The organism is Mesorhizobium alhagi CCNWXJ12-2, from assembly GCF_000236565.1.
Classification (GTDB): Bacteria; Pseudomonadota; Alphaproteobacteria; order Rhizobiales; family Rhizobiaceae; genus Allomesorhizobium; species Allomesorhizobium alhagi.
Window position 1 is genome coordinate 1 of the sequence record NZ_AHAM01000149.1, and the last position, 18,717, is coordinate 18,717.

Genomic DNA, 18,717 nt, shown 5'->3' on the forward strand with positions numbered 1-18,717 from the left:
TACACATCCCTATGCGACAAACTCGTCGACATCACGCCGGAGCTCGATTACGTGCCGCAGCTAGCCACCGAGTGGACCTGGTCGGACGACGGGCTTGAGCTGACGATGAAATTGCGCGAGGGCGCGACCTTTCATGACGGAACGCCGTTCAACGCCGAAGCGGTCGTCGCCAACATCGAACGCTCGCAGAACCTGCCGGAATCGCGTCGCAAGAGCGAGCTGGCTTCGGTCGCCGGCATCGAGGCAACGAGCGAATTCGAGGTCAAGTTCAAACTGTCTGCGCCGGATGCGACGTTGCTTGCCCAGCTTTCCGACCGCGCCGGCATGATGGAATCGCCCAAGGCCCAGAAAGAGATGGGCCTCGACTTCGCCAATAATCCGGTCTGTTCCGGTCCGTACAAATTCGTCGAACGCATCCAGCAGGACCGTATAGTGCTGGAGAAATTCGCCGAGCACTGGAACGCCGACCAATTCCAATTCGAGAAGGTGACGTTCCTGCCGATCCCCGACACTACAGTACGGCTCGCCAACCTGCAGGCGGGCGACATCGATATGCTGGAACGGCTAGCGCCGACCGATGCCGCGGCCGTCAAGGCTGACAGCAACCTGATCTACGAACAGATCGTCGGCCTCGGCTATCAGGGCATCACGGTCAACATCGGCAATGGCGCGCGCGCCGACAATCCGATGGGCAAAGAGGCGAAACTGCGCCAGGCTTTGTCACTGGCGATCGACCGCAACGCCATCAACGAGGTCGTCTTCCAGGGCACCGCGTCGCCCGGCAATCAGCATGTACCGCCGTCGAGCCCATGGTACGTACAGGCCCACCCTGTGCAGGAGCGAGACATCGAAGCGGCCAAGGCGCTGATGTCCGAGGCCGGTGTCGACCGGATCGAAGTCGAGGTCCAGGTAGCCAACAATCCGGTCCAGGCGCAGCTCATGCAGGTCGTGCAGTCGATGGTGGCGGAAGCCGGCTTCGACGTCAGCCTGAAGGCGATGGAGTTTGCCAGCATGCTGTCCGAGCAGACCGCCGGGAATTATCAGCTCAGCCAGGTCGGCTGGTCGGGCCGCACCGATCCCGACGGCAACATCCACCAGTTCGTGACCTGCGAGGGCGGAATCAACGACTCCAAATACTGCAACGAGGCGGTCGACAAGCTCCTCAACGAGGCGCGTCAGACTAACGACGTCGCGGTGCGCAAGGAGAAATACGCCGCCGCTCAGGACATATTGAGCGAGGAACTGCCCATCATCTATCTCTACCATCCGAGCTGGATCTGGGCGCTGAGCAACAAGATCAAGGGTTTCGTCCCGTATCCGGACGGAATGATCCGCTTGGCGAAAGTGACGAAGGAGTAGGCTCCCGCCGCCGGAGGCGCTGCCACGCGGCGCTTCCGGCATAAATTCGCAGTCTCCGAGGACGCGCCAATGCTCGCCTATATCGGTCGCCGAATCCTGGTCGCGATACCGACGTTGCTGATTGTGTCGGTCTTCGTTTTCGCGTTGCAGAAGCTACTGCCGGGCGATCCTGTGCTCGTTATGGCCGGCGAGGAGCGCAATCCCGAGACACTTGAATATCTTCGCGAGAAGTACCGGCTCAATGATCCCGTGATCTTCCAGTATTTCTATTGGCTCGGCTCGGTGCTTCAGGGCGATCTCGGCCTGTCGCTGCGGACCAATCTGCCCGTGGCGACCTTGATCGCCCAGAAGCTGCCGGTGACGATCCAGCTTGCCATAATGTCGATGATCTTCGCCGTCGCCATCGGCATTCCGATGGGCATCATGGCCGCAGTCAGGAAAGGCACGACGCTCGACTTCGTCGCCAACATCGTGGCGCTGTCCGGCCTCTCTATTCCGAATTTCTGGCTCGGCATAATGCTGATCCTGCTCGTCTCGGTGAATCTCGGCTGGCTGCCGGCTTCAGGCTACGAGTCCCTGTTCGACGACCCCGTCCGTTCGCTGGAGACGATGATCATGCCCGCCTTCGTGCTCGGCACGGCGCTGGCCGCGACGCTGATGCGCCACACCCGCTCCGCGATGCTCGGCGTTTTGCAGGCGGACTATGTGCGCACGGCCCGTGCCAAGGGCATGTCCGAGCGCGTCGTGATCATGAAGCACACCTTCCGCAACGCGGTGCTGCCGATCGTGACCCTGAGCGCCCTGCTATTCGGTGAGTTGCTCGCCGGCGCGGTACTGACGGAGCAGATCTTCACGATTCCCGGCTTCGGCAAGCTGATCGTCGATGCGGTGTTCAACCGGGACTACGCGGTCGTCCAGGGCGTTGTGCTGTGCACCGCCGTCGGCTTCATTATCATGAACCTGATCGCCGACGTCCTCTATGTCGTCCTCAACCCGCGCATGAGGGGCGCGTTGTGACCGTCATCACCGATACGGACGCCGGCCAGATTGCGGCGCTGGAAAGCCGCGCCTGGAAGAAGCTCAAGGCGAACAAGGGCGCGCTGGTCGGCGGTGGCATCGTGTTGTTCTTCATCGCACTAGCGCTGCTGGCGCCGCTGCTGCCCATAGCCGATCCCAATGCCACCGATTGGAGCGCCATTCGCAAGGCGCCGTCGGCGGTGCATTGGCTCGGCACCGACGAAATCGGGCGCGACGTGCTTTCGCGCATGATCTGGGGCGCACAGGCATCGCTGCTTGCCGGCGTGGTGTCGGTGCTTATCGCTGTGGCGATCGGAGTACCTTTCGGCCTCGTCTCCGGCTATTTCGGCGGCTGGACCGACCAGGTCATTTCGCGCATGACCGACGCTCTGCTAGCCATGCCGTTCCTGATCCTGGCGATTGCGCTGGCGGCGTTCCTGGGCCCCAGCCTCACCAACGCGATGATCGCCATCGGCCTTTCGGCGATGCCGATCTTTATCCGACTAACGCGAGGTCAGGTGCTGGCCGTCAAAACCGAAGACTTTGTCGAGGGCGCCCGCGCCATCGGCCTCGATCACTTCCGCATAATAACACGTTACATCCTGCCCAACGTGTTTCCGCCGATCCTGGTGCAAGCGACGCTGACCGTGGCGACGGCGATCATCGCCGAGGCGAGCCTCTCCTTCCTCGGGCTGGGCCAGCAGCCCCCGGCGCCGAGTTGGGGCTCAATGCTAAATGTCGCCAAGAATTTCCTGAGTCAGGCGCCTTGGATGGCGCTCTGGCCCGGGATCGCAATCTTCCTGGTCGTCATTGGTTTCAACTTAACGGGCGACGGGCTGCGCGACGCGCTCGACCCGCGCGAAAGCTAACATAGAGGATTCTGCTAAATGCCAAGTTTTACCACCCGGCCGGAGATATTGGGCACATTCGGCGTGGTCGCCTCGACGCACTGGATAGCTTCCTCAGTCGGAATGAGCATGTTGGAGAAGGGCGGCAACGCCTTCGACGCGGCGGTGGCGACAGGCTTCACGCTGCAGGTAGTAGAGCCGCATCTGAACGGGCCGGGTGGCGACTTGCCCGCGATCCTCTATTCGAAGGCGAAGGACCGCGTCGAGGTGATTTGCGCACAGGGGCCGGCCCCCGCCGCAGCCACCATCGAACGCTACAGGAGCGAAGGCCTCGAGATGATTCCGGGCAATGGACTGCTGGCCACCGTCATCCCCGGCTCCTTCGATGGCTGGATGCTGATGCTGCGCGACTATGGCCGGATGAGGTTGCGCGACGTGCTGGAGCCGGCGATCCATTATTGCGAAAAGGGGCACCCCGTGCTGCCGCGCGTGGCGGCCACGATCGCCGAACTGAAAGATTTCTTCCAGGCGGAGTGGCCGAGTTCCTACGAGACTTGGCTGCCTGCAGGCCGCGCGCCCGAGCCGCATGCCAATGTGCGCAATCCCGTACTTGCCCAGACCTGGCGGCGCATTCTCGCCGAAGCGGAGACCAAGACCGACCGCGAGGAGCAGATCGAGGCGGCGCGGCGCGCCTTCTACAAGGGTTTCGTCGCCGAGCGCATCGAAGAATTCGTCTCCGGGAATGCGGTGATGGACGCCAGCGGTGAGCGCCACAAAGGCGTGCTTTCGGCGCAGGATCTGGCGGGCTGGCAGGCGACGCTCGAGGAGCCGTCGACGTTGCATTACCACGGCTACACATTGGCCAAGACGGGGCCGTGGGGGCAAGGTCCCGTTCTGCTGCAGTCGCTGGCTATCCTGAAGGAGGTCGACATTGGCGCGATGGACCCGAACGGCCCTGATTTCGTCCATCACGTCGTTGAGGCGATGAAACTCTCTTACGCCGACCGCGAAGTCTATTACGGCGATCCGGCCTTCATAGAGGTTCCGCTCGATCGGTTGCTGTCCGACTCCTACAATCACGAACGGCGCGCGCTGATCGGTCAGCAGGCCAGCCGCGAGTTGCGCCCCGGAACCGTGACCGGCTTCGAGCAGCAGCGCGCCGCGACGCTGAGCCTCCTCGACAGGCTGAGCTCGGCGGGCGATGCCGTCTACGAGCCGACGATGGCACACCTGTCGGAGCGGCGTGGCGACACCGTCCACATCGACGTCATCGATGCCGAAGGCAACATGATATCGGTGACCCCGTCAGGCGGCTGGCTACAGTCCTCTCCAACGATCCCCGGCCTCGGCTTCTGCCTCAATTCGCGCGCCCAGATGTTCTGGCTGGAAGAGGGGCTGCCCGCATCGCTCGCTCCGGGCAAGCGCCCGCGCACCACGCTTTCGCCGTCCTTGGCGTTGCACGAAGGTCGGCCGGCGATGGCCTTCGGGACACCCGGCGGCGACCAGCAGGACCAGTGGCAGCTCGCCTTCTTCCTGCGCCATGTCCATCACGGACTGAACCTTCAAGAGGCGATCGACTTGCCGCTGTTCCATACCACTCATTTCCCGAGTTCCTTCTATCCCCGTTCGCGCCAGCCCGGACACATCATGGTCGAAGAGACCATCGGTCACGAGACGCTCGCCGAACTCAGGGCGCGCGGCCACGAGATCACGGAAGCTGAGGCCTGGTCAGTCGGACGGCTCACCGCCGCGCGGCGCGACGCGGACGGGCTGATGCGCGCCGCTGCCACTCCGCGTCTCATGCAGGCATATGCCGTCGGCAGGTAGAGGTGACATTTTCGGTTGCCGCAAAGACGAGGAGACCGGCTTCTTCGCTGCGGGCGCGCCGAACTTCTTCGCAGCGGTGGAGATTGCCGCCCGCTCCGACGTACGCCGTAGCCCTGCCGATTGAGCCATGACAGAAGACACTAACCCGAAGGAAACGCTCAGATAATTGCCGCAAATGCGGTTATCGGCGGTCTACGCGTCGTTCCCGGCATACCCGGTGACGCCGTCCTGACCGTCAGATCTCGAAAGGAGGTTCAATTCGGAGCGCAGATGCTTCGGGTCGGACAGCGCCGTTTCGATCGCCGCATGGAGACGCCGCCAGATCGGCGCCGCCTCGGCCAGAACCGCCCGGCCGGCTGGCGTCAGCCGCAGCAGTCGGGCGCGCCTGTCCGTCGGATCGGGCGCCGTATCGACGAAGCCGCGACGCTCCAGCGGCTTGAGATTGGCAGTCAAGGTCGTCCTGTCCATCGCCAGCAGCGCCGCCACGCTGCCGAGGTTCGGCGGTTTCGGCCGATTGAGCGACATGAGGAGAGAGAACTGCCCGCTGGTGATGCCGGCGGGCTTCAGCGCGACATCGAAACGGCGTGCGAGCGCACGTGCCGCCCTCTGCGTATGCAGGCACAGGCAGGTGTCACGCACCAGAAGGGTGGTTTCGAAGGCAAGGTTGGCAGGAGCGTGCATCTGAAAGGTTGACATCCATAGACTCTTTACGTTGATATCAACATAGACAAGGAAGGGTCAAGCGCTTCGCCTGGGTCACCGGCCGCTTCGGCGTGGCAGCTCAATCTCTCCTGACGCGTCGCAGCACCAATCAAAAGGAGACGACCATGAAGATCGTGACCAGCCTGAGCTTCCAGGGCCAATGCCGCGAGGCATTCGAGTTCTACGCCAAGGTCCTGGGCGGAGAGATCACCGCCGCCATGCCCTATGGCGATGCGCCCCCCGGCATGCCGATCACCGATGAGAAGTACAAGACCTGGCTGATGCACTGCTGGCTCGATGTTGGGGATCAGGCGCTGATGGGCGCCGACATGGACGTCGGATGGGCGCCCAACATCGACAAACCCAAGAACGGCTTCGACGTCACCCTGCACACCGAGGACAAGGCCGAAGCCCAACGCTGGTTCGATCAATTGTCCGAAGGCGGAAAGGCTGTCATGCCATTCGGCGAGACCTTCTGGTCGCCCGGCTTCGGCTCCCTGATCGACAGATTCGGCGTCCCGTGGATGGTCAACGTCATTCCATCGGCTGACTGGAAACCGTCGCAGGGCTGATCCCATGCCCAAGAAGCACCGGTAGAAGAATGCAGCCGGATGTCGGCACCGGCGGCGCCGGTGCCGACATGCACTCTTCTACGCTTCGGCTGCGCGAGCGGGTGTCCGCCATCTTGTTGGCGTTCCAGCGCTATCCGAAGCTGACGTCGAGCTAGGGTTGGAGTCGACCGATGGGATGGGACCTGGCCCCCAAAGAGTTTGCTCAATACTGGAGTAGGCTTGACCGGATTCACGTCGCGCTCTGGAACTGGGGCAATGCGGCCCCGGCCCGCCTGATTCTGATCGACGACGAGAACCGCCTGTGCCGACGCAACACGGGAGATTGCCCTTATTGGGCCATGGCTTCGCGTAGGGGGATGCGGCTTTTTCAGGATTCGCAACCGGGTCGCCGTCGTCAACTCAAATTTGATGGGTTGGAAATGGCGGCCTCACTGTGAGCGCTGGCCGACCCGTCTGGAGACTTCCTCCGCACTTTCCACGCGCTCGGAATAGCGGTCCGTCAGGTAGTCCGTCCGGTCGCGCAGCAGCAGGGTGAACTTCGTGAGCTCTTCCATTACGTCGACGATGCGGTTGTAATAGGACGACGGCTTCATCCGCCCGGCCTCGTCGAACTCGTTGAACGCCTTGGCGACCGAGCTCTGGTTGGGGATCGTGAACATTCGCATCCAGCGGCCGAGGACCCGAAGTTGGTTCACGGCGTTGAAGCTTTGGGAGCCGCCGCAAACCTGCATGACCGCCAGCGTGCGGCCTTGGGTGGGGCGGACGCCTCCGAGCGACAGCGGCAGCCAATCGATCTGGGCCTTCATAATGCCCGTCATGGAGCCGTGGCGCTCTGGCGAGCACCAGACCTGTCCCTCCGACCACAACGACAGATCGCGCAGTTCCTTGACCTTGGGATGATCGGCCGACGTCGAATCCGGAAGCGGCAGTCCGGAAGGGTTGAAGATCCGCACTTCGGCACCCAGCCGGCGAAGAATTCGCGCCGCTTCCTCGGTCGCCAGCCTCGAATAGGAGCGTTCCCGCAGGGAGCCGTAGAGCATCAGGATTCGTGGCGGGTGTGCGGTGTGCGGCGCGTCGAAGAGCGCAACCGTGTCAACGGGCCGGAACTGATCCTCGACGAGGTTCGGGAAGGTGTCGATGGGACGTGCGGCGTCGGTCATTGGCGAACTCCAGGACTCGTGGCACGCGAAGCCACTCGGCATAATTTCGATATACTTGGAAATATAGATGGCACCAAGCTCACGTCAATCCTGCTTCGAACAAATCGAAATAGTGTCAGCGCACGCGCTCGCCCGAAGAGTCGATCACGACCTCGCCATCGTCTTTGGTGAAAGGACCGATGTCCGGATTGGGCAGGATGTCGAGGACAGCTTCCGACGGCCGGCACAGCCTCGTGCCCTTGGGCGTGACGACGATCGGCCTGTTGATGAGGATCGGGTGCGCCAGCATGAAATCGATCAACTCGTCGTCGCTCCATTTCGGGTCGCCGAGCCCGAGTTCGGCATAGGGCGTGCCCTTTTCTCGCAGCAGCTGGCGCGGGGTGATGCCCATCGCCGCGATGAGCTCGACCAGCTTCTCACGCGAAGGCGGCGTCTTCAGATATTCGATCACCTCCGGTTCCTCGCCGGACTGGCGGATCATGGCGAGCGTGTTGCGCGACGTTCCGCATTCCGGGTTGTGATAGATCGTCACTGTCATTCCGCAGGCCTTGTCTGTCGGACGGGTTTCGGTTCGGCAAGCATCCAGCTGGCCAGCGCGAGCGCCAGAACCGCGCCGAGAAGTTCGGCAAGGACAAACCCCGGCACGTCGATCGGGCGAATGCCCGCGAATGTGTCAGAGAAGGCGCGGGCGATGGCGACCGCAGGGTTGGCGAAGGAGGTTGAGGCCGTGAACCAATAAGCGGCGGTGATATAGAGGCCGACCAACCAGGGGATCGCCTCGGAGCGGAAGCGCAGGCCTGCCAGAATGGTGAAGACGAGGCCGAATGCCGCTACCCCTTCCGCCAGCCACTGCGCGCCGCCGCTTCGCACCGTGATCGAGGCCTGCCAGATCGGCAGTTCGAACATAGCGTTCGCGAGCAGCGCGCCAGCGATGCCGCCCGCCACTTGTGCCGCGCAGTAGGCAAGCGCCATGCCGGTGGCAATTTCCCGTCGAAGGGAAAAGACCAGCGTGACAGCAGGATTGAAATGCGCACCAGAAAGTGGACCAAGGATAGTAATCAGCACCACCAAAATCGCGCCGGTCGGCAGTGTGTTGCCGAGCAGCGCGAGCGCCACATCGTCCGTCAGCCGATCCGCCATAATGCCGGAGCCGATGACCGTTGCTACGAGGATGCCCGTGCCCAGCGCCTCAGCCGTAAGACGGCGCGGCAGATCTACAACCACACTCACCCCGCCTCCGGAAGGTTGTGGCCAATCTCATCCAGCCGTCGTTGCAGCGCGAGCTTGTCGATTGAAGCCATCGGGAGGCTGGTAAAGATCGAAATGCGGCTGTTGAGCATCCGGTAGGCATCGGCGAATGCGAGGTGCTTCTCGGCCTCGCTACCCTCGACGGCCGCGGGGTCAGGAATGCCCCAGTGCGCCGTCATCGGCTGCCCCGGCCAGACCGGACAGGATTCTTTCGCCGCGTTGTCGCACACGGTAAAGATGAAATTCAACTCGGGCGCGCCCGGCGCTGCAAACTCCTCCCAGCTTTTAGAGCGTGCGAAGGAGGTATCTAAATTGAGGCTCTCGAGCAGCTGCAGCGCGTAAGGGTGCACCTCACCCTTCGGCTGCGATCCAGCTGAGAACGCCTGGAACCGGCCCTGGCCGACCCGGTTCAGTATTGCCTCGGCAAGAATCGATCGCGCCGAGTTGCCCGTGCACAGGAACAACACGTTGAAAGGTTGATCGCTCATCGGCAGACTCCTTCTAGCATTCGCATGTGATGGCATCGATGACGGGACGGCACAGCTCCGGCGAGCCGTTGCAGCAGTCTTCCATGAGGTAGGCGAGCAAGTCGCGGAAGCCGGTCATGTCGGCGACGTAGCGCACGACGCGCCCGTCCCGCTCGGCACGGACCAGGCCTGCGTGATGGAGGATTTTCAGATGAGCGGAAGTAGTATTCTGGACTGCCCCCAGCCGCGATGCGATCTCCCCTGCAGGCACGCCCTGCGCGCCCGCCTTGACGAGAAGCCGGAAGATGTCGAGGCGGGTTTCCTGCCCAAGCGATGCCAGGGCGGCCAATGCGAGCTTCTTATCCATATATCCACAATAACCGATATTCGAGACGGTATTATGACAACGGGATCAGCGGCTCGAATGCCCCGATGCCCCAGTGCATCCCCCTACTACTCAGCAAGGGGCAGAACCGCAAAGCGGCCTGATCCATTCGTGCAGCAGTCTATTGCACAAGCCCGGGCACCCAGGGCTAATCCGCTCGCAGACCGTTCTCATCAAAAATGTGCAGGTTCTCCTCGTCATAGGCGAGCATCACCTCCTCACCCGTTTCCAATCCCTGCTGGCCGGGCAGGACGGCAAGCAGCCGATGACCGTCGGCGTCGCCGTGCACGACGGTCTCCGACCCGAGTTGCTCGATCAGCATGACCTTCGCTTTCAGCGTCGATTCGCCATCGTCCGCGCGCCGCAGATGCTGTGGTCTGATGCCGATGGTCGCGCCGGCGCTGCCCGGGAAAACAGCTGCTGGCAGAAAATTCATGCGTGGCGCGCCGATGAAGCCGGCGACAAACAGGTTGGCCGGCTTGTTGTAGAGATCGAGCGGCGTCCCCACCTGCTCGATGCGCCCGGCGCGCAGCACCACGATGCGGTCCGCCAGCGTCATCGCCTCGATCTGGTCATGCGTGACATAGATCATCGTCGCCGACAGCCGCTCGTGCAGCGCCGCGAGCTCCGCCCGCGTCGAGATGCGTAGTTCCGCATCGAGATTGGAAAGCGGCTCGTCGAGCAGGAAGGCGGTCGGGTTGCGCACGATCGCCCGCCCGATCGCCACGCGCTGCCGCTGCCCACCCGAAAGCTGCCCCGGCCGCCGGTCGAGATAGGGTTCGATCTCGAGCATCCGGGCTGCTTCGGCGATCCGCTGCTCGATTTCCGGCTTTGGCATTCGCGCGTTCTCAAGCCCGAAGGCGAGGTTCTGGCGCACACTCATATGGGGGTAGAGCGCATAGGATTGGAACACCATGGCCAGCCCGCGGTCGGCAGCCGCCACCCTGGTCACATCCTGGCCGTTGATCGCAATCTTTCCACGGGTCGGCCGGTCAAGCCCTGCGATCAGCCGCAGCAGCGTGGACTTCCCGCAGCCGGAAGGCCCGACGAACACGATCAGCTCGCCGTCCTGGATGTCCAGATTGATGTCGTGCAGGACCTTGACCTGTCCGTAGGCCCTGGAGACATCCGTGAGTGTTATACGGCTCATGAACGCTCCTATTTCAAACCGGCGCCGGCGATGCCGGTAGTGATGAAGCGCTGCAGGAAGACGAAGACCAGCACCACCGGGATCATCGTCACCACCGTCATGGCGAGGAGGAAATGCCACTGGATGTTGGTTTCGCCGGCGTAGGTGTTGAGCGCGATCTGCAGTGTGAAGAGTTCCCGGCGCGTCAGCACGATCAGCGGCCAGAGAAAGTCATTCCAGCGCCAGACTACCGAGAAGATCGCGAGCACCGCGAGCGCCGGAGCCGTCAGCGGCAGGATGATGCGCCAGTAGATCTGCCACTCCGACGCCTTGTCCATGCGCGCCGCGTCGATCAGCTCGTCGGGGATGGTGAGCATGTACTGCCGCAACATGAACACACCAGTCGGTGTGGCGACCGTCGGCAGGATCACACCCCAGAGCGAATTGGACAGCCCCATGGCCGTAATGGCCGAATAGAGCGGCACCAGGATGACCGACAGCGGCACCATCAGTGTCGCGATGATGATTAGCATTACGAATGAGCGGCCCCGGAAATTGTATTTCGAAAGGGCGAAGGCGGCCATCGAGTTCGTCAGCAGTGTGATGATGGTCGCCATCACCGTCACGAAGACGGAATTCCTCAGGTAGCGGAAAAAATCGAAGGACAGGAATGGCTGAACGTAGTTCGTGACGGCGAAAGCCACCTCGCGCACCGGTTTGCGATCCTGGATATTAACGCGGACGGTCTCGCCGGGAACCGCAGGATCCACCATCTGGGCGACCGTTCCGACGCGCCGCACCTCGGCCAGCACCTTGGTCGAGCCGTCCGGCTGGGTAACCTCGTAGAGCGGCAGCGGTTTTTCGTGGCCCTCGACTGTCGCCGCGGCGGTGACATAGGGCAAAATGGTGGGCGGGAACTCCGCCAGTGCCGCCGGCGACTTGAAGGAAGAGTTCACGAGCCAGATCGCCGGGCCGAACATCATCACGAAGCCGCCGATTAGCCAGAACCAGGTGAACGCGTCCGTCCAGTGCCAGCCGCGACCGCCTCGCCTGCGGAAGATGAACTCGGTGACGCGGCTCATCTCTTGCCTCGCATCTCGTTGCGCCGCGCGATTCCGAGCTGGAAGAGCGTCAGCACGATCAGCACCGCCCCCATGAGGATCGACGCGGCGGAGGCCAGGCCCGGATTGCGCAGGAATGATGCGAAGCCGACCTCGTAGATGTACTGCGTCAGGTAGAGCGTCGCCGTGCCGGGTCCGCCGCCGGTGAGCACGTAGACCTCGTCGAATATCTGCACCGCACGGATGAGCACAAGCACCAGCACGACGAGCAGGTTGGGCGCGAGCAGCGGCAGCGTGATGCGCCAGAAGACGCGTGCCGGCCGTGTGCCGTCCATTTCGGCCGCCTCGTAAAGATCCTTCGGGATCGCCTGCAGTCCGGCGAGCAGGATCAGCGCATAGAAGCCGACATGCGCCCAGATAGAGACCCCAACGGCGGCGGCGAAGGCCCAATTGCGCTCTACTAGCCAGTTCACCGGGGTCAGGCCGAGCTCGTAGAGCCCGAAGTTCAGCAGCCCCTGTCTTTGCAGGATCCAGCGCCAGACCAGGCCTACAACGACCGGCGAAAGCAGCACTGGAAAGAAGAAAACCGCGCGCCAGAAACTGCGCGCCTTGAGGTCGCGGTTGAGCACCAAGGCGGTGACAAGCGCGACAACGACCATGAAGACCACCTGCACGACGACGAAGCCGGCGGTATTCCAAACGGCAGTCCAGAACAGATCGTCGGTGCAGCTTTTCGGGTCGACATAGCTGCGGCAGTCGAACAGGCGTTGGTACTGAGCCGCGCCCACAAAGGTGCGGTCGGTGAGAAACAGCGCCGTTCCGCCGGTCATCGAATAGATGATGTTGATGACTAGCGGGAAGAGCACGAAGATGCCGAACACGGCCATGTTCGGCAGCAGAAAGAAGGCGGCCATGCCGTTGGTGCCGCCGACGCGCTGGAGCGCCGAAAGCGGCGGGTCGAGCAGGCGCGCCACGAGGGCGACCGGCGCCATCAGGATGGCGCCGGCGCCGCTGAGCACGCGGCGTGGGCTGGAAACCGTCACGAGCCCCCCTTCCGCACGCGGCCGCTCACTGCGCTGCTTCGACTTGAGCCTTGATGTCCTCGTCGATGCGGACGAACGCATCGTCGATCGACAACTCGCCGGCCATCACCTGGCTGATGCGGGTCACCAGCACGCCGTAAATCGGCGTCGCCCACTTCCAGGCCGGCAGGGCGTTCGCGTTCGGATGCACCTGGCCGGTCGCCTTGACGAACACGTCGAGTGCACCCTTCACATTGGCATCGTCCGTCTTGAAGTCGAGCGCGCCGGCCGCGACACTCTTGTGGGCAGGCAAGAACAGGGTGCGCTCGGTGAACTCCTTAACCACCGCCTCGCTGGCCAGGTAGTCCATCACCTTGCCTACCTCTTCCGGGTTCTGCGTGTATTTGATTCCCACGAGCGCAGCGCCGCCGGGCAGGCCGGTACAGGCCTCGGTGCCGCAGGGCGAGCCAGTCGCCACCCAGTCGAAGGCGTCGCCGATCTTGCTCGACAGCGCTGCGATCTGCCAACTTCCCGAATAGTAATAGGCGACCTGGGCATTGATGAAATCATCGATGCCCGCCCGGTAGGTCGTGCCCGCCGCGGAGACCCAGGTCTCCTTGTTCATGCGGCCGGTTTCTGTCCATTCGACCAGCTTGCGAGCAAAGGTCTTGACGCCTTCGTCGATCGGCGCCGGCATGCGATCCGGTCCGATATAGTTGCCGCCATAGGAGACGATCGGCGCCGAGATGCGGTGACCGGAGCGATCGATAGCGATCGCCGCGTTCAGTTGCTGGCTCTCCTGAACTTTTCCAGCCGCCTCGACCCACTCGTCCCAGGTGGCGTCCGCGCCGGGGATTTCTACGCCCGCCTGTTCGAACAACGTCTTGTTGGCAAAGCCGCCGGTTAGCGTCAGCTGGGTCATGAAGCCCGGAATGATCTTGGAACCGTCCGGACGCATCCAGTCGAATTGATCGCCGAAATTGGCCTGCCAATAGGCGGGATCGGCGATATGCGGGGTCAGATCGAGCCAATGGTCCGCCAGCGTCTTCAGATTGGTGACACGGGCGATGTCCGGCCCGCGTCCGGCTTCGAGCTCGACCGGAAGCTGCTCTTGCACGACCTTGTAGCCGACATCGTCGAGGATGACGTTGATGCCGGGGTTTTCCTTCATGAAGCGGTCGAGCAGGTCCTTGATGACCTCGCCCTCGACGCCGTCCGAGTACCACATCACGCGCACATCGCCGGCGATCGCCGCGGTCGATGACATCAGCCCCACAGCCAGGGCCACAAGCAGTGTCTTCGTCTTCTTCATTGCAGTCTCCTCCGTTGCGCGGCTCCCGATCCGCTTGGTTGTATGCTCCCGCCGGCGCTACCGGCTATCTCCTCCTCAGCGGACCGCACGGCAGGATGACCGCCTCGCCCGCGACCGTCCATAGGGTGGGATCGACAATGCGGTCCTCTGCCTCAATGCGTCCGTCTGCGTGGAAAACCACCTCGCCGTATTCCGGATCGTCGATCGACAGTCCGTCGCCCTCCCCGCGTCTGACGTCCAGATTCGCAAATAACGAGGCGAAAGCCTCGAGCGGTCCCTGGATATCAGCCTGTCCAAGTCTGACGATCCAGACCGCCTTATGGCCTGGCGCCCGTAATTCGTTGCCGGCGGTCGGACCCCGCTCGACCGGTTCGAAATCCCTGTCCGCCTTCAGCAGCAAAAGCCCGCCTGCGCTTTGCGCGAAAGCGCGGTTTCCGTCGATCCGCGACTTCATGAACGCACTCTGCGGAAACCAGGCATGCGTGAAGTCCGGCTGCTCGGCCGCGCAATCGAAGATGACAACTGCGAGCCCGCGATATTGGTGCACGCGCGGCAGCGTGCCGGAACCGCCCCAGTAGGACGGTCTGCCGTAACCCGAATGGATGACCTCGCCGGGATGGTTGATCCACACCTGTGCGTCCGGATCGTCGCCCAGGCGTAAATGCAGCACCGTTTCCTGATAGCCCCACTCGTTCCAGCGGTAGGCGGCCGCACTACCCATCGCGTAGTCGCGCGTCTTATAGTGATAGAGCTTCGCGATCCGGTTCTGGCCCTGCGCAAAACACCATTCCTGCCCTCCTTCGCGCCGGAAGGAAGCAATCTCGGCCTGCGACGAGGGCAATTCCAGCCCGTGGTCGCGAAGGCAAAGGGCAAGCTGCGGCAGCGCGTGGAAGCGCTTGCCATAGAAACCTTTACCCCAGACGAGCCGCGCCACACCCGACAGTTCGAGCGAACGCGCCGGCCGCAGCGTATGCTCATACGACCGTCCCTGTGCGCCAGTCAGCACGCCGTGGTGCGCCGAGCGGGCGACGATATCGAGCAGCCGGACGATCGCCGCACCGGCCCGGATGCGGACATCCGCGTCCGGCGCCAGCGCGAAGAGCGCGGTGAGGCCCTTGAGATCAATCGGGAAATACGGCGCGGAGTTGAACTCGGCCATTTCCCATTCCTCGAAATGGTCGAGCCAGGCGCGCACGCGAGCAAGGCCGGCGGCTGAATGCTCGCTCCCGAGGCGTCCCGAGCGCACGAATCGCTCCTGCGGGAACATGTGGCCAGCGAGGTAGGCGGCCGTATGAAACAGCAGCGCGTGGTTCTCTGAAAAATACCACTGCACATCGTTGCCGGGCTCGTCCATCCAGTAGCGGTAGTTCAGGATGGCGGCATCGATGCGCTCGCGCACCTCCGCCCCTATTGCGTCGACAAAACGGCGCCGGCACCAGAGCAGCGGCACGAGGATGAAATCGGCGCAGTCGTGGCAGTCCTCGATCGCCGGCAACGCGCCAAGGATCATCGCGTTCGTTTCCGGTCCGCCGCGCCCGGTCGCGAGCTGCGCCAGCGCCCGCACCGTATCGCTCTCGGCGTGGTTGGAAATCTCGTCCAACGCTTCCGTAATGCGCTGTTCCAGCGTCGCCGGAGCCAGACCCTGCCGGTCGGCGTGGCATATTTCGACGCCGAACACGCGCGAAGCGGTGAAGCTCGACGCGGTGAGTGACACCTTGAAATGTCTGAAATCGGCCGGCAGTTGCTCCGTCGCGGCGATTGGCAACCGGGTCTCGCCAATTTCGAGCCGCCTCCTGAACGAGACCGGCTCCTCGATCGACATGAAGTCGCCTTCGACCTCGATCGCGACATCGACCGCGACCGGCAGCTGGGAATGAGTGACGAGCGCGACCTCGCCGCCCGAATAGGCCGGCTTTTCGAAATGCATGGCTTCCAGCGCGGTTTCGATCGCTGCGGCCAGACCGCCCGGCGCGCTCGCCGGCAGCGCCTGCTCGGCCGCCGGGCCCGAGAGGTAGTCGAGTTGGAAATAATAGCGCACGTCCCGCTCGGCCAGATCGTCGAACCAGATGCGGATGTCGTTTGTGCCCGCGACGAGTTCGGCATCGAACTCCTGCGCCGTTTCCAGATTGCGTCCATACGGCGCCATCCAGCCGATCTCGGCGCCGTTGATGAACAGCACCGCACCGCCGCAGGCGCGCAACTTCAGGCGCGCGGAACCTGCGGCTTTCGCCACGATCACCGTTCGCGCCCATGTCCCGAGCACCGTCGGGCGGAACCAGAAGCCTGAGAGATCGACGCGCGGTGAGCCGAAGGGCAGCCAGACGCGTTCCGGCTCGAACGCGCCTTGCGGCGCCGGCCGCTTGCCGCGCCGCTCGGCGGCGAACCAGGTGCGGCAGGGATATTCGTGCGGAATGAAGTTCTTGTGCTTGGTCAGGAAGAAGAAGGGGTCCATTTCCCCCTTCATCGGTTGGTCTGGAACGTCGTAGCGATGCTCCGACGTCGCACCCAGTCCCCAGTAGACCACCTGCCTGCCCGCCTCCAGCGGTCGCCGCAGCGCAAAATCGGCCTCGATGAGCCCTGCCGCGCTCATCGCAGGCTCTCCAGGGGCACGGGCGACACGTCGTTGTAGGCCTGGTTCTCGCCGGTCATGCCCCAGACGAAGGCATATGGGCCGGTGCCGCTGCCCATATGGATCGACCAGGCCGGCGAGATGACGCAGTCGCCGTTGGCGACCATCAGATGGCGCGTGTTTTCCGGCCGGCCCATCAGGTGGACCACCCGATCCTCGGCTGCCAGGTCGAAATAGAGATACGCCTCCATCCGCCGCTCATGCAGGTGCGGCGGCATGGTATTCCAGACGCTGCCGGGCGCGAAATCGGTGATGCCCATCAGGAGCAGGCAGGACGGCGTGACCTCGGGATGGATGTACATGCGCAGCGTCCGCCTGTTGGCGCGCCGCTCCTCGCCGAGATCGAGCGGCTTCGATTCCGCCCGGCTGATCAGCCGGTGCGGAATGTCCGCGCCTGCCGGCACAGAGTTCATGTAGAACCGGGCGGGCTCGGCCGCATCGTCGCTGGCGAGCGTTATCTCCTTCGCTCCACGCCCGACATAGAGGATGTCGCGATTGGCGAGCGCGAAGCTTTTCCCGTCAACGATGATCGTTCCGCCACCGCCGAGATTGGCGATGCCCATCTCCCGCGCGGTGAACAAATGCGGCGTGCCGACATCTGCCCCGTCGCCGAAGGCGAGCGGCTTGTCTGTCGGGACCGCCCCGCCGACGATCAAGCGGTCGACATGCGTGTAAGCGAACTCGATCCGGCCCGGCCGGAACAGATTTTCGACCAGGAACTCCGACCGTAGCCGCTCCGTGCCGTAGCTATCGATATCGCCAGGCCCGGCGCCGTAGACAACACGCATTGTCATGCCGCCTTCTCCGCGCCTTCGGCGTGGATCATGCCCTCGGTGAGGCACAGGATCGCCAGCGCCTGCCCGTAGCCGGTCGGCTGGAGCGGAATGTCGCGATAGTGCTGCAGGTCGTGGCCCATGCGCGTGCCATAGGAGACGTTGCCGAGCACGCCGTCGGCATCGATGTTGGCCATCACCGCTTCCAGCGCCTTCAGCCCCGCCGCGCGGCATCCTTTCGGTCCCACGCCGATGCGTGCCGCCTTGAGCAGCCCGTAGCCGAAGCCCGCGGTCGCCGACATTTCTTCGTAGGAAGTCGGGTCATCGAGCAGCGTGCGCCATGCCCCCGAAGGTGTCTGCAGCTCGAGCAGCGCCTCGATCTGCGCCTCCAGCACGCCGAGCAGATAGGCCTCCACCGGCTTGCCGATGCCGCCGATCTCGACGAGGTCGAGTATGCCGACCGTGATCCAGGCGTTTCCCCGCGCCCACAAGGCGCGGGCGAAATTGTGCCGGCCGGCAAAGGTCCAGCCGTGGAACCACAGCCCCGAATGCGGGCCGGCGAGATAGCGCGCATGCACGAGAAACTGCCGCACCGCCTCGTCGACATAGTTCTGATTGCCGGCGGCGCGCCCGTAGGCGGCGAGAAACAGGCCCGCCATGAACAGCGTGTCGTCCCACAACTCGTCGTCGTTGATCTTGTCGGAGACGTTGTGCTGGAAGCCGCCCTCCGGCGTGCGAGGCATCTCGCGCATCAGCCTGTCGGCCCAGTCGGCCAGCGGCTTTTCCCAACGCGGATCGCGCGTTTCACTCCACAGCAACGATAGCGCCAGCATCGGGGCGGTCGTGTTGATGTTCATCGGCGGCAGGCCGGCGGCTAGGTGGCGGGAATACCAGTCGTCGACCGTCTTCTTCAGCGCTTCGTCGCCGGTGTGCTGCCACAGCCGCACCAGCCCGTACAGCCCGACGCCTTGCGGCCATTCCCACGAATCGAAGCTGATATAGTCGCCCGCCGTACCGTCGAGATTTGGCTCGTCGAAGCGTCCATCATGGCGCAGCCGCGTAAAGCCATTGACCAGTAGCTCGAGCTGCGAACGCATCTGTGCTGCCGATGGCGCCATAACTCCTCCCAAAAGCCTGCGATGCCCGACCGGAAAGTTCCACAACGGTTTTTCTTGCGCAATCTGAAAATTTTTTGCACCTTGCAGT

At 63.4% G+C, this 18,717-nt stretch carries 20 protein-coding genes; 7 read left to right on the top strand and 13 right to left on the bottom strand.

Translation table 11 applies throughout. From position 1 onward, the window contains the following. From MAXJ12_RS17655 to MAXJ12_RS17670, 4 genes are all read left to right on the top strand, one after another. On the top strand, positions 1–1,359 hold a 1,359-nt coding region (locus MAXJ12_RS17655; RefSeq protein WP_008837297.1), incomplete at its 5' end, for an ABC transporter substrate-binding protein. Positions 1,360–1,428: 69 nt separating this feature from the next. Continuing rightward, positions 1,429–2,376 (top strand): ABC transporter permease, encoded by a 948-nt coding sequence (locus MAXJ12_RS17660; RefSeq protein ID WP_008837298.1) that lies wholly within the window; start codon positions 1,429–1,431, stop codon positions 2,374–2,376. After that, positions 2,373–3,245: an ABC transporter permease gene (locus MAXJ12_RS17665; RefSeq protein WP_008837299.1), complete on the top strand. Its 873-nt coding sequence runs from the start codon at positions 2,373–2,375 to the stop codon at positions 3,243–3,245. Before MAXJ12_RS17660 ends, MAXJ12_RS17665 begins: the two co-directional genes overlap by 4 nt. 18 nt (positions 3,246–3,263) lie before the next feature. Beyond that, positions 3,264–5,051, top strand: coding sequence for a gamma-glutamyltransferase family protein (locus tag MAXJ12_RS17670; protein ID WP_008837300.1), 1,788 nt, complete (start codon positions 3,264–3,266; stop codon positions 5,049–5,051). 192 nt (positions 5,052–5,243) lie between these two features. Here the strand turns inward: MAXJ12_RS17670 and MAXJ12_RS17675 are convergent, their stop codons facing one another. Further along, complete coding sequence (locus tag MAXJ12_RS17675) at positions 5,244–5,732, bottom strand: MarR family winged helix-turn-helix transcriptional regulator (RefSeq protein WP_040586694.1); 489 nt, start codon at positions 5,730–5,732, stop codon at positions 5,244–5,246. Between the two features lie 146 nt (positions 5,733–5,878). On the opposite strand from MAXJ12_RS17675, the gene MAXJ12_RS17680 reads away from it, so the two are divergent. From MAXJ12_RS17680 to MAXJ12_RS17685, 3 genes are read left to right on the top strand one after another with little or no spacing between them, the layout of a single operon-like run. Next, positions 5,879–6,325, top strand: a complete 447-nt coding sequence (locus MAXJ12_RS17680; RefSeq protein ID WP_008837302.1) for a VOC family protein — start codon at positions 5,879–5,881, stop codon at positions 6,323–6,325. Between the two features lie 29 nt (positions 6,326–6,354). Further along, positions 6,355–6,480, top strand: coding sequence for a hypothetical protein (locus tag MAXJ12_RS39650; RefSeq protein ID WP_008837303.1), 126 nt, complete (start codon positions 6,355–6,357; stop codon positions 6,478–6,480). Between the two features lie 15 nt (positions 6,481–6,495). Next, the gene (locus MAXJ12_RS17685; protein ID WP_008837304.1) at positions 6,496–6,762 is read left to right on the top strand and encodes a hypothetical protein; all 267 of its coding nucleotides are present in this window, start codon (positions 6,496–6,498) and stop codon (positions 6,760–6,762) included. Here MAXJ12_RS17685 and arsH read toward each other — a convergent pair. The 12 genes from arsH to bglB all read right to left on the bottom strand — a co-directional run bounded on the left by arsH (position 6,754) and on the right by bglB (position 18,629). Beyond that, complete coding sequence (gene arsH / locus MAXJ12_RS17690; protein WP_008837305.1) at positions 6,754–7,485, bottom strand: arsenical resistance protein ArsH; 732 nt, start codon at positions 7,483–7,485, stop codon at positions 6,754–6,756. The two genes, MAXJ12_RS17685 and arsH, sit on opposite strands and share 9 nt — an antisense overlap. A 115-nt stretch (positions 7,486–7,600) precedes the next feature. Continuing rightward, positions 7,601–8,023 carry an arsenate reductase (glutaredoxin) gene (gene arsC / locus MAXJ12_RS17695; protein WP_008837306.1) on the bottom strand — a complete coding sequence of 141 codons (423 nt, stop codon included), beginning with the start codon at positions 8,021–8,023 and terminating at the stop codon, positions 7,601–7,603. Next, positions 8,020–8,709 (bottom strand): aquaporin, encoded by a 690-nt coding sequence (locus tag MAXJ12_RS17700; RefSeq protein WP_008837307.1) that lies wholly within the window; start codon positions 8,707–8,709, stop codon positions 8,020–8,022. Before MAXJ12_RS17700 ends, arsC begins: the two co-directional genes overlap by 4 nt. Positions 8,710–8,711: 2 nt before the next feature. Beyond that, positions 8,712–9,221, bottom strand: coding sequence for an arsenate reductase ArsC (locus MAXJ12_RS17705; RefSeq protein ID WP_008837308.1), 510 nt, complete (start codon positions 9,219–9,221; stop codon positions 8,712–8,714). A 13-nt stretch (positions 9,222–9,234) separates the two neighbouring features. Further along, positions 9,235–9,567, bottom strand: a complete 333-nt coding sequence (locus MAXJ12_RS17710) for an ArsR/SmtB family transcription factor (protein WP_008837309.1) — start codon at positions 9,565–9,567, stop codon at positions 9,235–9,237. A 166-nt stretch (positions 9,568–9,733) separates the two neighbouring features. Further along, positions 9,734–10,735, bottom strand: a complete 1,002-nt coding sequence (locus tag MAXJ12_RS17715; protein ID WP_008837310.1) for an ABC transporter ATP-binding protein — start codon at positions 10,733–10,735, stop codon at positions 9,734–9,736. An 8-nt stretch (positions 10,736–10,743) separates the two neighbouring features. Further along, entirely contained in the window at positions 10,744–11,796 is a 1,053-nt protein-coding gene (locus MAXJ12_RS17720) for a carbohydrate ABC transporter permease (protein WP_008837311.1), read from the bottom strand. Further along, positions 11,793–12,767 (bottom strand): carbohydrate ABC transporter permease, encoded by a 975-nt coding sequence (locus tag MAXJ12_RS17725; protein WP_050898841.1) that lies wholly within the window; start codon positions 12,765–12,767, stop codon positions 11,793–11,795. Before MAXJ12_RS17725 ends, MAXJ12_RS17720 begins: the two co-directional genes overlap by 4 nt. 76 nt (positions 12,768–12,843) lie before the next feature. Continuing rightward, positions 12,844–14,109, bottom strand: a complete 1,266-nt coding sequence (locus MAXJ12_RS17730) for an ABC transporter substrate-binding protein (RefSeq protein ID WP_008837313.1) — start codon at positions 14,107–14,109, stop codon at positions 12,844–12,846. Between the two features lie 64 nt (positions 14,110–14,173). Then, the gene (locus MAXJ12_RS17735) at positions 14,174–16,699 is read right to left on the bottom strand and encodes a hypothetical protein (RefSeq protein WP_008837314.1); all 2,526 of its coding nucleotides are present in this window, start codon (positions 16,697–16,699) and stop codon (positions 14,174–14,176) included. Then, positions 16,696–17,532 carry a 5-dehydro-4-deoxy-D-glucuronate isomerase gene (kduI, locus tag MAXJ12_RS17740; protein WP_008837315.1) on the bottom strand — a complete coding sequence of 279 codons (837 nt, stop codon included), beginning with the start codon at positions 17,530–17,532 and terminating at the stop codon, positions 16,696–16,698. The genes MAXJ12_RS17735 and kduI overlap by 4 nt, the downstream gene beginning before the upstream one ends. Next, on the bottom strand, positions 17,529–18,629 hold the full coding sequence (bglB, locus tag MAXJ12_RS17745; RefSeq protein ID WP_008837316.1) for a beta-galactosidase BglB: 1,101 nt from the start codon (positions 18,627–18,629) through the stop codon (positions 17,529–17,531). Before bglB ends, kduI begins: the two co-directional genes overlap by 4 nt. Positions 18,630–18,717: the final 88 nt, after the last annotated feature.

Excerpts from the sequence above, each read along its gene's own strand:
- MAXJ12_RS17680 (WP_008837302.1), top strand. The coding sequence starts at position 5,879 with ATGAAGATCGTGACCAGCCTGAGCTTCCAGGGCCAATGCCGCGAGGCA.
- arsC (WP_008837306.1), bottom strand. The coding sequence starts at position 8,023 with ATGACAGTGACGATCTATCACAACCCGGAATGCGGAACGTCGCGCAAC.
- MAXJ12_RS17685 (WP_008837304.1), top strand. The coding sequence starts at position 6,496 with ATGGGATGGGACCTGGCCCCCAAAGAGTTTGCTCAATACTGGAGTAGG.
- MAXJ12_RS17670 (WP_008837300.1), top strand. The coding sequence starts at position 3,264 with ATGCCAAGTTTTACCACCCGGCCGGAGATATTGGGCACATTCGGCGTG.
- arsH (WP_008837305.1), bottom strand. The coding sequence starts at position 7,485 with ATGACCGACGCCGCACGTCCCATCGACACCTTCCCGAACCTCGTCGAG.
- MAXJ12_RS17660 (WP_008837298.1), top strand. The coding sequence starts at position 1,429 with ATGCTCGCCTATATCGGTCGCCGAATCCTGGTCGCGATACCGACGTTG.
- bglB (WP_008837316.1), bottom strand. The coding sequence starts at position 18,629 with ATGGCGCCATCGGCAGCACAGATGCGTTCGCAGCTCGAGCTACTGGTC.
- MAXJ12_RS17710 (WP_008837309.1), bottom strand. The coding sequence starts at position 9,567 with ATGGATAAGAAGCTCGCATTGGCCGCCCTGGCATCGCTTGGGCAGGAA.
- MAXJ12_RS17735 (WP_008837314.1), bottom strand. The coding sequence starts at position 16,699 with ATGAGCGCGGCAGGGCTCATCGAGGCCGATTTTGCGCTGCGGCGACCG.
- MAXJ12_RS17715 (WP_008837310.1), bottom strand. The coding sequence starts at position 10,735 with ATGAGCCGTATAACACTCACGGATGTCTCCAGGGCCTACGGACAGGTC.
- MAXJ12_RS17720 (WP_008837311.1), bottom strand. The coding sequence starts at position 11,796 with ATGAGCCGCGTCACCGAGTTCATCTTCCGCAGGCGAGGCGGTCGCGGC.
- MAXJ12_RS17705 (WP_008837308.1), bottom strand. The coding sequence starts at position 9,221 with ATGAGCGATCAACCTTTCAACGTGTTGTTCCTGTGCACGGGCAACTCG.
- kduI (WP_008837315.1), bottom strand. The coding sequence starts at position 17,532 with ATGACAATGCGTGTTGTCTACGGCGCCGGGCCTGGCGATATCGATAGC.
- MAXJ12_RS17725 (WP_050898841.1), bottom strand. The coding sequence starts at position 12,767 with ATGGCGCCGGTCGCCCTCGTGGCGCGCCTGCTCGACCCGCCGCTTTCG.
- MAXJ12_RS17675 (WP_040586694.1), bottom strand. The coding sequence starts at position 5,732 with ATGCACGCTCCTGCCAACCTTGCCTTCGAAACCACCCTTCTGGTGCGT.
- MAXJ12_RS39650 (WP_008837303.1), top strand. The coding sequence starts at position 6,355 with ATGCAGCCGGATGTCGGCACCGGCGGCGCCGGTGCCGACATGCACTCT.
- MAXJ12_RS17730 (WP_008837313.1), bottom strand. The coding sequence starts at position 14,109 with ATGAAGAAGACGAAGACACTGCTTGTGGCCCTGGCTGTGGGGCTGATG.